Below are 14,939 nucleotides of genomic sequence, written 5' to 3'. Positions count from 1 at the left end.
TGGTGCGCGGTCGGTCGGCGGATTTCACACCGTCCGGCGCGATTCGCTGCCGACGGCTGCCGGCCGGGCGAAAACCGGCGCCGCACACCCGGCGGCGCCGCCCGCGCACGAGCCGCACGGCGGGCACCACGGTCACCCGCCGTGCAAGGGGAGCGGAGTGAGTCATCCCGTGGCGCCGACCCGGCCGGCCACGCGTCGGGTGTGGGTCACATTCCCGACCGGCGGGCCCGGAGCTTGCCGAAGAGCCGCTGGGCCTGCGCCCGGCGGCGTGGATCGGCCGCGGTACGGCGTGCCTGTTCGATGGTGCGCTGCCCCTGCGGGCTCCTCGCGAACTCCTTGAGTCGTTGCAGAACTCCCGGCATGTCACTCCTCTCGTCAGGGGTGCCCTCTCGTGGGCCCCGCAGCGTTCGCCTACCCGTTGACCGACGGTCCAGCCTCTTCCGGCCGAAGGTGAGGCGTCGCGGCGCCGTGCCGCTTGCAGTCCTTCCGGCGCGCACCCGACAGCGAGGCGCGCTGCCTGGAGGAACGCAGCCGGCGCGGGGGAGAGCACTGAAATGGTTGAAGGGCCGCGCGGTACGCGGACGCGGCCGGACTGCCCCGGTGCAGGGCGGCAGCCGGACACAGGGTGCAAGCGTCCCCCTGTCCGAAGGCGAGCCAGGCGTGTTGCTTCCGGCTCCGCCCCCTGATTCCTTCGACACCTGAACGCATGACGGGTGTTCGCCCCCACGCCTTCGCGTACATCTACACCTTCTGTCTGGAGCAAGGGAGTCAAGTCGGTGCACAACTATATGAATTGGGTTGCGCGGTGCGCTGGAATCGTCATGTCTTTGACGCTTCCGTTCGCCCTCGCGGAGCCGGCCTCGGCGCGGTCCGAAAGCCCTGAGCCGGCCCCCGCCTGCGTCGCCATGTACGCAAGCTGGCGCTACACCCAGGCCGCCAACGACTGCGCGGACACCGTGGCGCTGAAGGTCGTCTACCAGGACGGTGCCACCGGCCCGTGCCACACGCTGCCGCCGGGTGCGATCAGCACGGTCGGCGAGGGGTACCTCGGCCTGCACGGCCATGCGGACCACCTCGCCGTCTGCGCCCTCGACTGACCGGCGACGGGCCGGCCGGCTGTCACCGCGTCGACTTGGCGGCGCCGCTGCGCGCATCGCCGCCCCGTGCCCTGAGGGGCGCGCCGGCCTCGGTGAGGACGCGGTGCACGAAGCCGTACGACCGCCCGTGCGCCTCGGCAATCGCGCGGATCGACCGTCCCTCGCCGTACTCCTCGGTGAAGGTCCTGGCCAGGTCCTTACGGGCGCTGCCCGTTATCCACTTGCCCTTGTGCATGGTGATCTCCTCTCGATTCGTCGAGACGTGATCACCGGTTGCCCATCTCGCCGCTCCTCATGCGGCCGAGGTACGCGCGGGCGCCCGAGCGGCCGCCCGCGGGCCGCGGGCCCGGACGGTCGGCCGCCGTCGGATCCGGGGGATAACCCCCGGTGCCCGTGGGGGAATACCTCGGGGCAGACGGTGGCTGGCAGGCTTCTACGGGCTCCGGGCCCGAGGAAAGACTTGCGGGCATGACGACTTCCCCTGATGTCTCCGTGATGCCCGCGTCCGCCTCAGCCGCCGAGCAACGCGGCTTGGCCGGTAACGGCAGTGACTTCGCCCGGCTCTCCCAGCGGATAGCCGCGGCCGGCCTGATGCGGCGGCGCCCCGGTTACTACACGGCACGCATCGGCCTGGTGGTGGCGCTGTACGCGGCGGGCTGGGGAGCCTTTTTCCTCCTGGGGGACAGCTGGGGGCAGTTGGCCGTCGCGGCCTTCCTGGCGTTCGTGTTCGGGCAGGTCGCCCTGCTCGCACACGACCTGGCGCACCGGCAGATCTTCGGGCGGCGCCGGCCCAGCGAGATCATGGGCAGGCTGTTCGGCAATCTCGGTGTGGGCATGAGTTACGGCTGGTGGATGAACAAGCACACACGCCACCACGCCAATCCCAATCACGAGGACCTGGACCCGGACGTCGCCCCGGACATTCTGGTGTGGTCCACGGATCAGGCACGTGCCAGCCGTGGTGTGGCACGTGTGATCGGCGGCCACCAGGCCCTGCTGTTCTTCCCGTTGCTGACCCTCGAGGGCTTCAACCTGCACGTGTCGAGCCTGCGGGCCCTGCGCGCGCCGTACATGAAGAAGCGCGCGCTGGAGGGAGCCCTGCTCCTCCTGCACATCGCGGGTCTGCTGTCGGCTCTGTTCCTGGTCCTCTCGCCGGGCAAGGCGCTCGCGTTCCTGGCGTTGAACCAGTGCCTGTTCGGTGTGTACCTCGGCTGCACCTTCGCCCCGAACCACAAGGGCATGCCCACCTTCGCCGGTGACGAGCGGCCCGACTTCCTGCGGCGCCAGGTCCTCACCTCCCGGAACGTGCGGGGCGGCCGGCTGACCGACGTGATGCTCGGCGGCCTCAACTACCAGATCGAGCACCACCTGTTCCCGAGCATGCCCACCCCTCACCTGCGGCGCGCCCGGACCGTCGTGCGGCAGTACTGCGCGGAGATCGGGGTGGCCTATCACGAGACCGGATTGATCCGCTCCTACCGTGAGGCCCTGGTCCATCTGCACCGGGTGGGTGAGCCGATCAGGCGGCAGCGCAGGGCACGGTGACCCGTCGGGGACCGGCGGAGACATGCCGCAGCCCGGGCACGTACGACTGTGTCCGGCTGCGGAATCGGCGGTTTCGTGTGGCGGTGGTGTCAGGCGGTGAGGGTCTCCCGGAGAGCTTCGAGGCCGTCACGGTAGATCCCGGCGAAGAGGTCCTCCGCTTCGGCGTCGCTCACTCCGTCGGGCGTGAAGCGGCCGGACCACTGCACCTCGGCGACGTCGTCCCGGCCGGCGACCGGGTGGACGCGGAGCGTGGAGAGGTAACCGGTGACGGGAAAGGGCGCGTCGACGATGGCGTAGCTGTACGAGCGCTCCGCCTCGCTGTAGGCGATGAGGCGCTCGGTGATCACGTCACCGTCGGGGTTGGTGAGGCGGCGGACCCGGCCGCCTTCGAGCGGGGTGCTCTCGCGGATGAACGGGAGCCAGTCGGGGAGGGCGTCGAATCCGCCGATGAGGTCCGAGACCTGCTGGGGGGAGGCGGGCAGGACGCGGCTGACGGATGTGGAGGCCATGGTCGTGCTCCTGGGGGTCGTGCGGTGTGTCCGGGTGGGGGAGGAGTGCGGGGGTCAGGCGCCGTGGGGAAGGGGAGCGGCCGGGCTGACCAGGCCGGCGGCGCGCAGGTCGGCCCAGAACGCGGCGGGGATGTGCTCGTCGAGGGCGGCGGTGTCCTCGGCGGTACGGCTCGGGCGGGTGGCGCCGGGGATGACGGCGACCGCCGCCGGGTGTGCCAGCGAGAACTGCAGGGCGGCGGCCTTGATCCCGACTCCGTGCTGCGCGGCGAGGTCCTTCAGCCGCCCGACGCGCTCGATGATCTCGGCCGGGGCCTGCTGGTACTCGAAGTGGGTGCCGCCGGCCAGGACGCCGGAGCTGTAGGGGCCGCCGACGACCATGCCGACGCCTTGCTCCTGCGCCAGGGGAAGCAGGCGCTGGAGGGCGTGGCCGTGGTCGAGGAGGGTGTAGCGGCCGGCCAGGAGGAAGCCGTCGGGCCGGGGCTCGTCGAGGGCGAGGGCCAGCTCGATGGGCTCGGTGCGGTTGACACCCAGGCCCCAGGCCTTGATGACGCCCTCGTCGCGCAGCCGGGACAGGACGCGGAAGGCGCCGGTACGGGCCTCCTCGAACTTCTGGAGCCACAGGTCCCCGAGAAAGTCCTGGGCGATGTCGTGGACCCACACGATGTCGAGCCGGTCGGTGCGCAGGCGCTTCAGGCTGTCCTCGATGGACCGCTCGGTGGCCTCCGCCGTCCACTCGTGGACGATCTTGTTGGGGTTGCCGTGTTCGAAGAGGCCGCCCTTCTCGCCGAGGTCGCGGGCGGAGGTCTCGTGCTCGTCGAGGATGACCCGGCCGACCTTGGTGGACAGGACGTAGGAGTCGCGGGGCTTGCCGGCGAGTACCTCGCCGAGTCGCTGCTCGGCCAGGCCGGCGCCGTAGAAGGGGGCGCTGTCGTAGAAGCTGATGCCGTGGTCCCAGGCGGCTTCCACGGTGGCGCGGGCTTCGTCGTCGGGGATCGCGCGGAACATGTTGCCGAGCGGGGCGGTGCCGAAGCCGAGGCGGCCGGGGATGAGGTCGGTGAGTGACATGACTGTGCCTCTGCGTGGTACGCGGCGATACCCGGGCCCCGCGGCTCCGTCGGCGGAGCGAGCGCGGGGAGGGGGGTAGCCACGGGGTGGTCCGAGCGCCTGTGTTAGTTGCAGGCGCGCCTTATATGCGAGCACAATACTTGCACGCGCGGGCTATTGCAAGGTGTGTCGGATGCTCGTTGAAGTGCAGCGTGTTCGCAAATGTCGATCGGGGGCGACGCCGGAGTCCGGATCCGCACGCTCGGGTGATCGCTCTGCTCACGGGGTCACCCCGACAGCGTGTGGACCAGTTCCGCCGTGGTGACGATGGCGTGCGCGTAGGTGGGGCCGTTCAGCTCGTGTGCGGCGCGCAGCATGTCGGCACTGAAGGCCGCGGTCGCATCGGTGACGAGGGTGACGTGGTAGCCGAGTTCCATCGCGAAGCGGCCCGTGGACTCGACGCAGGTGTTGGCGAGCAGCCCGATCAGGATCACGTGGGTGACGCCGTGCTGCTTGAGCCGGCAGTCCAGGTCGGTGTTGGCGAAGCCGCTCTGGGCCCAGTGCTCCGCGATCCGCAGGTCCCCCGGTCGCGGCTGGAAGTCCGGGTGGAACTCGCCTCCCCAGCTGTCGCGGGCGAAGAGCCGCAGGCGTCGCGCCTTCCGCTGGGTGGGATTCGGGTGGTCCCAGCCGACGTAGTCGCCCTCCTCGTAACGCCGGTGCGGAACGAACGCCACCAGCAGGCCGGCCGTGCGGGCCGCGTCGACGACCGCGCGCAGGTTGCGCAACAGACCCACTTCGTCGGCCACCGGGGCCAGGCGCGACCACAGCTTGCCCCCTTCGGAGAGGAAGTCGTTGTAGGGGTCCACCAGCAGGACCGCTGTGCGGCCGGTGTCGTAACGGTCCGTCATGACGGCCGCCTTCCGGGGGAGTGTGCAGGTGATCCACTATCGGCTCGCGCACGCGGCCCGGCCCTGCGGCTCGCCGACCGGACCCCGCCTGCCCGCGCGTAAGCACTACATCTGAAGTCGTTTCTCGTGGGCATTGGTGGTATATCGACGACGAGAACGGACGACTTCTCACCGGGGACGGGGAACGGGACAGGAACCCCTGCGCCCACCGTCAAGACTGCGGATGAGGTGTGCGATGCGCAAGATCATGACAGGAACGGCCACGACCCTGCTCGCGGCAGCCGTGCTCTGCACCGGATCCCCCGCCCAGGCGCTCGACGGCACGCGGGCCGCCCCGGAAGCGAGCAGGTTCTGCGGTACGGACCCGGCCTCCGGCCTCGCCGTCTGGGGCGACCGTGCCGACGCCTGCGCCGCCGCCCTGGCAGTGGCGAGCGCCTACACCAAGGCCGCAACCGGTACGGCCAAGGGGCCCGGCACGGTCCGCGCGGGCGGAGCCACGTGGAAGTGCCAGGAGCGGCAGGGAGACCCCAACCCCTACCAGGAATGCGTCGACGCGAGCGACAGCGGCCGCAGGGTCGTCCTCTCGTCCTGACCCGCCCCCCACCTGACCTGGCGCTGGGCGCCGCGCTGGACTGCACTAAGGTGCTCGCTGCGCCGAGTCCAAGGGGGATCATGACGACTGTCGCCGAGTCGCCGCAGGCCAGCAGTACGCCTTTGCGGATCGCGGCTTTCCGGCGGTTCGTGTCGGCGAACCTCATCTCGGCGGCGGGGTCGGCGATGGCCCCCCTCGCGCTGGCCTACTCTGTCATCGAGCAGGGCGGGGGAGCCGGCTCCCTCGGTGTCGTCCTCGCCACGAACACCGTTCCCACGATCGTGTTCCTGCTCGTGGGCGGCGTCCTCGCGGACCGCCTGTCCCGGAGCCGGATCCTCTTCCTCGGCAACCTGCTGGCGGCGGGCGCGCAGGGCGCCCTGGCCGTCACCGTGGCCACCGGGCACGCGACGACGGCGTCGATCGCGGCTTGTGGGTTCGTCTCGGGAACGGCGGCGTCGTTCATCGTCCCGGCCACGCAGGGCGCCGTCGGGCAGATCGTTCCCGAGGAGCATCTGCAGCAGGCCAACGCGCTGCTCAGGCTCCCGAGCAACGCGGTCAAGGTACTGGGGCCGGTCGTCGGCGGATTGGTCGTCGCCGCGAGTGGCGCCGCATGGGCGCTGGCGTGGGACGCGTTCACGTTCGCCGTCGCCGCCGTCCTGCTTCTCGGTCTGCGCCTGGAGGCGCCGCCCGGCGCGGCCGCCGGAGTGCTGGCCGACCTGCGGACGGGGTGGACGGGTTTCCGGTCCCGCACCTGGCTGTGGACCTACACGGCCGCCGGTACGGTCCTCGTCGCGGCGTGGCTGGCCGGCTTCCAGCTTCTCGGCCCCCTCGTCGCCGCCCAGCGGTACGCCGGACCGCGCGACTGGGGCCTGATCCAGGCGGCCTTCTCCTGTGGACTGCTGGCGGGCACCGTCGTCTGCCTGCGCTGGAAGCCCTACCGCCTGCTGGCGGTCGCGATCGCCGCGAGCGGTGCCCTCGCGCTCCCGTTGGCGGCCATGGCCGTCGGCCTGCCGTTGCCGCTGGTGCTGGTGGCCGCCCTGCTGGCGGGTATCGGACTCGACGTCGCCATCGTCGCCTGGACCACCGCGTTCCAACAGCACGTGCCACAGGCGGAGCAAGGTCGCATGAGCGCCTTCAACGGTGTCGGGGAACGCCTCGCCATCCCCCTCGGCTACCTCGTCACCGCCCTCGCGGCCCAGTCGTCCAGCAGCCAGGTGGTGCTGCTGGCCTGCGCCGGCGTGATCGCCGCCGCCGCCGTACTCAACCTGTGTGTCCGGGACGTGTACGGCATCAACCGCCGTACGCGAGAGGATCGGCCCAGCGCCTCAAGCGAACGACGCGAGGTCGAGCAGCAGTAGCGGCTGCGGGGGACTTGACGGAGGAGAGCCATGGGTGCGGACAAGGCGACGGGCGGGGCGGCGTACGGCGAGCCGCCCCTGATCACGGCGGTTCGGGCCGGCGACATCGAGCTGGTGACGAGGCTGCTCGACGACGGCAGCGATCCCGACGCCCGCGACGCACACGGAACACCCGCTTTCCGGCTGGCCGTCGGCACGCGCTCCGCGGTCGTCGCCCGACTGCTGCTCGACCGCGGCGCCGATCCCGCCAAGCAGGGTCCCGAGGGTCCGCTTCCGCTGCGCGTGGCGGTCGACTGGGGATCGCCGGCGCTCCTCGACGTGCTCCTGGAGGAAAGGGTGCGCGGGCGGCTCTCCAGGTCGGAGCTGCTCGACATGCGGGACCTCGCGCATCGGTGGCACGAGACCGGGGTCGATGCCGAACTGCGCCGCCGTACCGGGGCCGAGGGCACCCCGGTCCGTACCCGGGTCCAGGACGACGAGTTCGACAGCGTCGACGAGTGCTCCCTCGGCGGGACGACCGTGCGGGACGGGCACGCGGCGATCCTCACGCGCCTGGAGCAACTGCTTGGCATCCGTGCCCCGTTCGAGACCCTGATGGACCGCGCGTTGGCCCACCCCGACCCGGACCACGCCGCGTGGGGGAGTTCCGCCATCCTGCTGAGCCTCCGGCGTGACCCGGCGACCTGGGAGTCCGCAGCGGCCTTGCGCGCACACGAGGATCCCCGTCGCCGGTTGTTCGGAGCCCATGTGCTGCGGCTGACCCACCTCTTCGACGGGAGCGACGAGGATCCGTTCGCCGGTCCCGCGCTGGACGTCTTCACCGACTGGGCGGCCGAGGAGGCGGACACCTCAGTGCTCCGCGAGGTGCTGGTGGCCCTCGGAGAACACCCTGGCCCCCGCGCGGAAAAGGCTATTTTGCTCCACGCCGGCCACCGCGAAGCCCGAGTGCGGTGGGCGGCGGCCTACGGGCTCAGCGCCTGGACCTCGCCGCCCGCGTTCTCCGGCCCAGCGCGCGAGGCGCTGCTTCAGCTGCTGAACGACCCGGAACCGGAGGTGAGGCAGCGCGCCTGCCTCACCGTGGCCGAAGGGAGGGACCGCGACCCCGCCCTGGCCGACGTCCTGGCCGCGCTGCTGGACGACACCGACCGCCGGATCCAGGTCGTCGCCGTGTACGGGCTGGCCCTCGTCGACGACGACCGCTGCGTGCCGGGGGCCGGTCGCCTCGGCCCGCCGCGCCCCGGCGACCCGGAGGAGGAGACGTACCTCGGCGCGGCATGGCGCTACGAATGGCGCCGGAACGCCCGATGACCCGTCCGTGCGAGCCGTCTCACCGCACCGGCCGGACCGTCGCGGCCAACCCGGTCTCGGCCGGGGCAGGTTGTTTGTCGGAGATTTCCGGATGACGGCCAAACCCGGTCCCCACGGGGCAGACTGGCGGCGTGTCAGACAATTTACGGACGGCCGTGGATCGTGTGCTGGTGCGCTGTGAGGCGGCATGGACGCCCGCTGTCGAACGGCACCTGGCCGGTGCCGGTGAGGACCCGGAGAGCTGGCTGCCCGCGGCGGCCGGGCTGCTGCGCGCCTCCTGGAGCGAGGGCGGCAGGGACTGCGCGGTGGCCGCTGTGGCGGTCATGGAGTACGCGCTGGACGTGGGGGAGAGGCAGGATCCGCGGCGGCCCCGCTGGACGCTGCACCTGTGGCTGTCCGAGCGCACGCTGGCCCGGCGGTTCGAGGACCACCGGTTGTCGGACGACGTCCACCACCATCTCGCCGCCCAGACCCAGGGCCGCCCGGCGGACGATCCGGTGGCGGTCGCGGCGTCCTACCTGGAGGAGCCCCCGCCCCGTCACTTCGCACCGCCCCGGCCCTCGCTTCCGCACGCCGTACGGCTGGCCGAGGGGCTCCCGGCCGACGACCTGGTCCGGCCCTGTCTGCTGGCCCGGCTGGCACAGGCCGCCTTCATCCGCCTGGAGTCCCGCGACACGTCCACGTCGGCGGACGCCGGGCGCTGGGCCGACGCGGCGTTCACCGGCATCACCACCGACCACCTGGAGGCCGGCCTCGTCAGCTGCACGGCCGTCCACGCGGCGCTGGTGCGCTTCCGCGACCGGCCGAGCGACACCCGGTGCGTACAACTGGCGTTGCGGGCCGGCCGGTCGGCGCTGCGGGCGGTCGAACACGCCCGGCGCCACGGCACCCGTCGGGTCGACGACGAGGCGGCTTCGGCCCATCTCCAGTTCTCCCTCGCCCTCACCGCGTCCCTGCCGCTCCATCCGGACGGGGAGGTCGTCGACGAGGCCATCGCGCAGTTGGAGGCATTCCGGGCGTGCGCGCCACCCGACGACCACGGTGTCTACGCCGGGAACATGCCGGGGCTCCTGGGCGCGCGGGCCTTCTTCACCGGGTCGGACGCCGACCTCCGGCGCTCGGACGAACTGTGGGCCGCGCTCGAGCGGGACTTGCCGGCGGACCATGCGCTGCGTCCGCACATCGCGCAGAAGCGCGCCGCGTGCGCCGAGATGGGGAAGATGCTGAAGTGGCTGCCGGTCAAGGGCGCCGGGCTCCTCAAGTTCGCGGGACCGATGCTCGGGCCCCTGCTGACGGGGGTACAGCTGCCGCCCATCCAGATGTTCGCCCCGCCGGGCCGCCCCGGTGTGCGCTCGCCCGGTCCCGGCCCGCAGGACTTCGCACCGCTCACCGGCGTCCCACGGTCCGCCGCGGCGGACGCCGGACCCGACCGCACCGGGGCCGGCGGCTTCGTGTGGCCGCCCGGGCCCCCCGCGGACCCCGGCCCCGCCGAGCCGACCTCCGCGGCCGACCTCGACGGGCTGCCGCCGGACGTCGCGGCCGTCCGCGGCGCCCTGCTGGGGGAGGGCGTGACCGATCCGCGTCGACTGTCCCTGGCCGTCGACCAGGTGAAGGCCGTACTCGCCGGACCGCTGCCCGACGGGGGGCGCGGCTTCGTCGCCGCCCTCCTCGTGCATGTGCTGGCCGCGCAGTACACCTTCAGCGAGGACCCCGACGACCTGGAGCGGGCCGTGCGGTGCGGGGACGAGCAGCTGGGCCTGCTGCCGCCGGCGAGTCCGCGGTACGCCGAACTGCTGTGCGCGGTTGAGATGCACCGGCACGCTTTGGGGACCCTGCACCAGGACGAGGCGACGATCGTGCGGGCGTGCGACGCGCTGGCCTGGGCGGTCGGCCGGATGCCGGAGATGTCGGCGAGCTGGCTCGGCTGCGCCATCCCCTACGCGCACGCCCTGGCCACCGCCTCCTGCCTGCGCCGGGACGTGGCCGGCACCCAGGAGGCCCTGCGGCTGGTCGAGCTGGCGGGGCGGAGCCTGGAAGCCCTGCCGGGCCGGCCGGAGTACTCGCCCGAGCTGGCCGCACTCCGCGAGCAGTTGCGCCCCGCCCTGGCCACCGTCGCCGAACTGGTCCGCCGGGCCCACGACGACGTCACCGGGTACCGCTACGGCGACGATGAGCCCGTCTCCTGGAACCCGGCCGCCGAACGGGCGCTGCCGCCGCGGGCCCGGTTCGAGAACGCGCGCGGCGCTCTCGGCGAGGCGGTCGAGCGCCGGGACTGGGGCCTGGCGACGGACGCCGCCGAAGCCGCGCTGGAAGCGCTGCCCCTGGTGGTGTCCCAGGCGCTGCACCGCGACGACCGCCAGGCCGTGCTGCGCGCCGCCCTGCTCGGCCGCCGCTATCCGGTCCCGGCAGGTCCACGCCGCACCGCCGAGCTCCCGGACCGGCTCGCCGGTACGAGTCTGGCCCGCACCGCGTGCGCCGTGGCACTCGCGGCGGGTCGCACGGAGCAGGCGGCCGCTCTGCTGGAGCAGGGACGGGCGGTACTGATGGGCCAGGATCTGCAGGCCCGCAGCGACGTCTCCGACCTGGCCGCCGTCCATCCGTCGGCGGCCCGTGAGTTCACCGCCCTCGCCCGCCGCATGCGGGAGACGGAGACACCAGGCGCACCGGCCGCGGGGCAGCCCCCCGCGCACGACGCGGCGCACGGTCCCGGCGAGGCCGCGAGGATCCGGGATCAGCACGCGGTGGCCGACGAGTGGCAGCGGCTTATGGCCAGGATCCGGGGGCTCGACGGGTTCGCGCACTTCCTGCTGCCGCCGAGCGCCGAGCAGATGCGCAGCGAGGCCGGGGAGGGGCCGATCGTCCTGATCAACATCGACCGGCTGCGCTCCGACGCCCTCGTCGTCACCACCGGGGGCATCGCACTCGTACCGCTCGACGTCACGGAAGGGCGGCTCGCGCACACCGCGCGGCAGTTCCTCACGGCGGTCTCCGTCGGTGCAGGCGAGCCGCGCCCCCGGCGCAAGGAAGCCGCCGCGACCGTGTTCGACATCCTCGAATGGCTCTGGGACGCCATCGCCGAACCGGTCCTCCGGACGGCCGGCCTGACCCGCCCCGTCCCCGACGGCACCCCGCGCGCCGCGGTGCCGAGACTGTGGTGGTCGGCGTCCGGGCCGCTCGCCCATCTGCCGCTGCATGCCGCCGGACACCACCGGGCGGACGCGCTCGGCGACGGGCGCTCGGTGCTGGACCGGGTCGCCTCCTCGTACACACCGAGCATCAGGGCGCTGCGACACGCCCGGCAGGCTCCGAAGGCAGGCCGGGGTGCCGGGCCGTACCTGGCCGTGCGCCGGCCCACCGGTGCGGACGGGCAGGAAGGCGCGTCCGTGGCGGAGGTCGCGGCGATGGCCCGCACCCTGGGCGCGGTGCGGACCGTGCAGGGCGCGGACGCGACGGTCGGGCGGGTGCTGGGCGAGCTGTCCTCGGCGGCGACCGTGCACTTCGCGTGCCACGGACTCAGCGACGCGGAGGATCCCTCCAGGAGCCATCTGGAACTCGCCGACGGACGGCTCGGCGTACGGGACGTGGCCCGCGAACACCTGCCGCACGCCCAGCTGGCCGTCCTGCTGGCCTGCCACACCACCCGCACCGACCGCCTCCCCGACGAGGCGGTCCACCTGACGTCGGCGTTCCAGACGGCCGGGTACCCGCAGGTCGTGGGAGCACTGTGGGAGGCGACGGACCTGGTGTCGGTGCGGCTGACGGAGCGTCTGTACCGCGCCGTGCGGACGTACGGCGGCGGCCTCGACGTCACCGGCACCGGGCGGGCTGTGCACGAGATCGTCAGGGAACTGCGGAAGCGGCATGCCGGCTCGCCGCGGGTCTGGGCGCCGTACGTCCACACCGGGCGCTGACGGATGACGACGACAGAGCGAAAGGAAGACGGCGTGAGCACATCGGACGGGACGGCCGCGATCGACCGGGAGACGGCCGGCGCGGCGCGGCTGGCGCTGCGGCTGATGCTGGAGGAGTGGCGGCTGCCGCCCCAGGGGTGGGAGGAGACCGCCGAGCTGCTCGCCGAGCTGTCGACGGCCGTCGCCGCGGGGGACACGGCGGCGGTGGACGCGCTCACCGGCGAGCTGGAGGAACTCTCCGGCAGCCGGGTCACCCGCATCGAGGGTGCCCAGGACGGGCCGCCCGACGGTGACGGGAAGGTGCCGCTGCCCGAGCCGTACCGGGAGCGTGTCGTCGCCCTCGTGCACGCGCTCGACCCGGACCCCACGCCCGGCGGGGCGCGGCCCGCGGCCGCCGAGCGGACCTGACGGCCGGCCGATGCTGTCGGTGGTCGCCAATGTCGCGATCGGTCTGCTGACGAGCCTCGTCGGTCTCGGTCTGGGCTCGTTGTGGGAGCGGGGACGGCGGGCCAGGGCGCTGTACCGCAAGGCCGCCTTCTTCGGCACCCGGCCCGGCGAGCACTGCGTCATCGTCGTCGGCACCAAGCACGGGCAACCGGGCACGACGCAGCAGCGCGACCTGCGCGCGGTCGTCGAACTCACCGTGCTGCTCGCCGAACTGGGCTGCCGGGTGAGCGTCGAGTCCGGCGATCTGCGCGGCAGCAACGGCGACCGCACCGAGTTCTGCGTCGGCGGGCCGATCGGCGGGTCCAATCCACGGACCGGCGGGCATCTCACGGCCCATCTGCCGGGGGTGACGATCGCCCCGTTCAGCGACCGCCCCGACTCCGTCGCGATCGTGGTCGGCGGGCAGCGCTACGCCTTCGAGCGCGGACACCAGGAGTACGCGGTCGTCGCCAAGTTCACCCCACCGGAGTCGAGCCGGCCGGTCGTCCTGGTCTGCGGGCAGAGCTCGGTGGCGAACCAGGCGGCGGTCCACTTCCTGCGGCGCGAGTACGCCCAGGTCGCCCGCTCGGTGGCGTCGGTGGACCAGTACTGCCTGCTGGTCAAGGTCTCCCACATCGACGTCTACTCCTTCCACCGGTCCGTACTCGAACGGGACGTGTCCGCCGAGGCGTTCACGGCGGTCGGCTGAGCACACCGACGGCTGGCCCACCCGGTGCGGACCCACCTACGACGACGAGCACCCGGCCCCCCGCGCCGGGTGCTCGTCAGGCCCTCGGTACCGAGGGCCGGTCGGTGGGTCCGGTCAGATCCCCGAGTACTCCGCCGACGGATCGAGGTCCGTCAGCGCGTCGACGTACCGGCGGATCTTGCGGTTCGCCTTGATGCCGAAGGAACCGAGGTTGCGGCCGACGCCCAGCATGATCTGGCGGTGGCCGCCCCGGTTCCACATGTACATGTGCACCGCGGACTTCTGGATCTCCGCTCCCCGGCCCCCGAGCAGCGCCAGCACGGCGAAGTCGGGCCGGTCCTCGGCCACGGTCTCGAAGACCGAGCCCCTGGGCTCCTCGAAGGTGGTGCCCGCGCCGGTGATGTGCTCGCTCCACCAGCTCACCCGCATCGCCATGCGGAAGACATCGGCTGCCTCCGCCATCGACAGCTGGGTCGTTATCTCCACCGGTGACTTGGCCATGCCCTGTTCTCCCTACTCGTCGCGCTCGCTCTACTTGTCCTCGAAGACCTTTTCGCTGAACCGGTAGCGCTGACCGCTGTCGATCCAGTTCTTGCAGGCGGGGTTGCGACACTCGTAGACGATCCACGAGCCCATGGGCTGCCGCTGTTCGCTCTTGACGCTCATGCGCTGCCGGCAGACCTGGCAGCTACGGCCCTTCGCCATGTGTTTTCTCTCCTTGGGAGTCGGTCGCCCCGGGATCCTCAGAAACGGGCCGGAGGCAGGGGGATGAAGGGCCGCAGTTCGTCCGCGACCCAGTGGACGGGTGTCTGGAACGCGTCGCCGATCCGGCCGTAGAGGTCGTCCAGGGTGTCCGCCGACATCCAGTCGAAGCGGCCCCTGGCGGGGTCGGTGTCGCTGGTCCGCGCATCGACGACGGCCGCGAAACGGCCGTCGTGCGCGGCGGCGACGTAGACGACGTTGGAGTCCGGTGCCGAGGTGATCTGCGCGACCCGGCGCAGTTCCCCCGGCAGGAGGGGCGCGATCCGGGCCTCGTCGGACGACGGCCGCGGGCGGCCCACCAGCCAGGGCTCGGACCGGTTCTCCTGCCAGAACCGCCAGTCGTCGGCGGACAGCCGGTTGCTCGGCACCCCGTTCGCGCGGAAGAACTCCAGCGCCGCCATCCGCACGGCGTCGTAGGCGGGGCTGCTGAAGTCGGAGCCGACCAGGTTCCACATCGTGCGCGCGGCGCCGAACAGGGCGAAGCCGCCGGCCGGCAGCACCGCGTCGGCCAGCGAGCGGGCGAAGCCGTCCGGATCCGACTGCGCGAACGGCAGGAACGGCGCCTGGAGTTCACCCCACACGTCCGAGGCGTCGATGTCGGTGCCGACCGGGTCGAACTCGAAGCGGCCGAACCGCTCCATCCGCGACACCACGTCGCCGGGCAGGCGTGCGGCGCGTGGCGTCCTGGGGAACAAAGCCATGGTCTTCTCCCGGCACAAGAGCAGGAACCGGCCGATGCGGACGCATCCGAGCCGGGCGCAACCTGTCTA

16 protein-coding genes are annotated in these 14,939 nt (G+C 72.6%); 8 read left to right on the top strand and 8 right to left on the bottom strand.

The genetic code is table 11. The features are described from left to right. Positions 1–206: 206 nt before the first annotated feature. Positions 207–362 (bottom strand): hypothetical protein, encoded by a 156-nt coding sequence (locus tag N8I86_RS01575; protein WP_185091513.1) that lies wholly within the window; start codon positions 360–362, stop codon positions 207–209. 459 nt (positions 363–821) lie between these two features. Between N8I86_RS01575 and N8I86_RS01570 the strand changes: the two genes are divergently transcribed. Then, positions 822–1,097: an alpha-amylase gene (locus tag N8I86_RS01570; protein ID WP_263276851.1), complete on the top strand. Its 276-nt coding sequence runs from the start codon at positions 822–824 to the stop codon at positions 1,095–1,097. A 22-nt stretch (positions 1,098–1,119) separates the two neighbouring features. Here the strand turns inward: N8I86_RS01570 and N8I86_RS01565 are convergent, their stop codons facing one another. Next, positions 1,120–1,332 carry a helix-turn-helix domain-containing protein gene (locus tag N8I86_RS01565; RefSeq protein ID WP_073896244.1) on the bottom strand — a complete coding sequence of 71 codons (213 nt, stop codon included), beginning with the start codon at positions 1,330–1,332 and terminating at the stop codon, positions 1,120–1,122. A 260-nt stretch (positions 1,333–1,592) separates the two neighbouring features. Here N8I86_RS01565 and N8I86_RS01560 point away from each other — a divergent pair, with 260 nt between their 5' ends. Continuing rightward, the gene (locus tag N8I86_RS01560) at positions 1,593–2,642 is read left to right on the top strand and encodes a fatty acid desaturase family protein (protein ID WP_263280036.1); all 1,050 of its coding nucleotides are present in this window, start codon (positions 1,593–1,595) and stop codon (positions 2,640–2,642) included. 89 nt (positions 2,643–2,731) lie between these two features. On the opposite strand, the gene N8I86_RS01555 is transcribed toward N8I86_RS01560, so the two are convergent. The 3 genes from N8I86_RS01555 to N8I86_RS01545 form a co-directional block, all read right to left on the bottom strand. Further along, complete coding sequence (locus N8I86_RS01555) at positions 2,732–3,151, bottom strand: SRPBCC family protein (protein WP_263276850.1); 420 nt, start codon at positions 3,149–3,151, stop codon at positions 2,732–2,734. Positions 3,152–3,205: 54 nt separating this feature from the next. Next, positions 3,206–4,216: an aldo/keto reductase gene (locus tag N8I86_RS01550; protein WP_263276849.1), complete on the bottom strand. Its 1,011-nt coding sequence runs from the start codon at positions 4,214–4,216 to the stop codon at positions 3,206–3,208. 266 nt (positions 4,217–4,482) lie between these two features. Beyond that, positions 4,483–5,103, bottom strand: a complete 621-nt coding sequence (locus N8I86_RS01545) for a cysteine hydrolase family protein (RefSeq protein WP_073896827.1) — start codon at positions 5,101–5,103, stop codon at positions 4,483–4,485. A gap of 235 nt (positions 5,104–5,338) precedes the next feature. Here N8I86_RS01545 and N8I86_RS01540 point away from each other — a divergent pair, with 235 nt between their 5' ends. From N8I86_RS01540 to N8I86_RS01515, 6 genes are all read left to right on the top strand, one after another. Next, positions 5,339–5,695, top strand: a complete 357-nt coding sequence (locus tag N8I86_RS01540; protein ID WP_263276848.1) for a hypothetical protein — start codon at positions 5,339–5,341, stop codon at positions 5,693–5,695. A gap of 80 nt (positions 5,696–5,775) precedes the next feature. Beyond that, on the top strand, positions 5,776–7,053 hold the full coding sequence (locus N8I86_RS01535; RefSeq protein WP_263276847.1) for an MFS transporter: 1,278 nt from the start codon (positions 5,776–5,778) through the stop codon (positions 7,051–7,053). A 30-nt stretch (positions 7,054–7,083) separates the two neighbouring features. Next, a complete protein-coding gene (locus N8I86_RS01530) occupies positions 7,084–8,361 on the top strand; it encodes a HEAT repeat domain-containing protein (RefSeq protein ID WP_263276846.1) in 1,278 nt (425 codons plus the stop codon). Between the two features lie 131 nt (positions 8,362–8,492). Beyond that, positions 8,493–12,272, top strand: coding sequence for a CHAT domain-containing protein (locus tag N8I86_RS01525; RefSeq protein WP_263276845.1), 3,780 nt, complete (start codon positions 8,493–8,495; stop codon positions 12,270–12,272). Positions 12,273–12,305: 33 nt separating this feature from the next. After that, the gene (locus N8I86_RS01520) at positions 12,306–12,680 is read left to right on the top strand and encodes a CATRA system-associated protein (protein ID WP_073896251.1); all 375 of its coding nucleotides are present in this window, start codon (positions 12,306–12,308) and stop codon (positions 12,678–12,680) included. Positions 12,681–12,690: 10 nt separating this feature from the next. Then, positions 12,691–13,407: a hypothetical protein gene (locus tag N8I86_RS01515; protein WP_185091515.1), complete on the top strand. Its 717-nt coding sequence runs from the start codon at positions 12,691–12,693 to the stop codon at positions 13,405–13,407. A gap of 114 nt (positions 13,408–13,521) precedes the next feature. Here the strand turns inward: N8I86_RS01515 and N8I86_RS01510 are convergent, their stop codons facing one another. The 3 genes from N8I86_RS01510 to N8I86_RS01500 are packed head-to-tail and all read right to left on the bottom strand — an operon-like array spanning position 13,522 to position 14,870. Further along, entirely contained in the window at positions 13,522–13,908 is a 387-nt protein-coding gene (locus N8I86_RS01510) for a hypothetical protein (protein ID WP_073896252.1), read from the bottom strand. Between the two features lie 30 nt (positions 13,909–13,938). Next, positions 13,939–14,112: a hypothetical protein gene (locus N8I86_RS01505; RefSeq protein ID WP_158075352.1), complete on the bottom strand. Its 174-nt coding sequence runs from the start codon at positions 14,110–14,112 to the stop codon at positions 13,939–13,941. A gap of 38 nt (positions 14,113–14,150) precedes the next feature. Next, complete coding sequence (locus N8I86_RS01500; protein ID WP_143611302.1) at positions 14,151–14,870, bottom strand: hypothetical protein; 720 nt, start codon at positions 14,868–14,870, stop codon at positions 14,151–14,153. Positions 14,871–14,939 lie beyond the last annotated feature (69 nt).

Origin of the sequence: Streptomyces albidicamelliae (genome assembly GCF_025642175.1) — a bacterium.
Classification (GTDB): domain Bacteria; phylum Actinomycetota; class Actinomycetes; order Streptomycetales; family Streptomycetaceae; genus Streptomyces; species Streptomyces albidocamelliae.
This window is presented reverse-complemented; position numbering and strand designations above follow the sequence as displayed.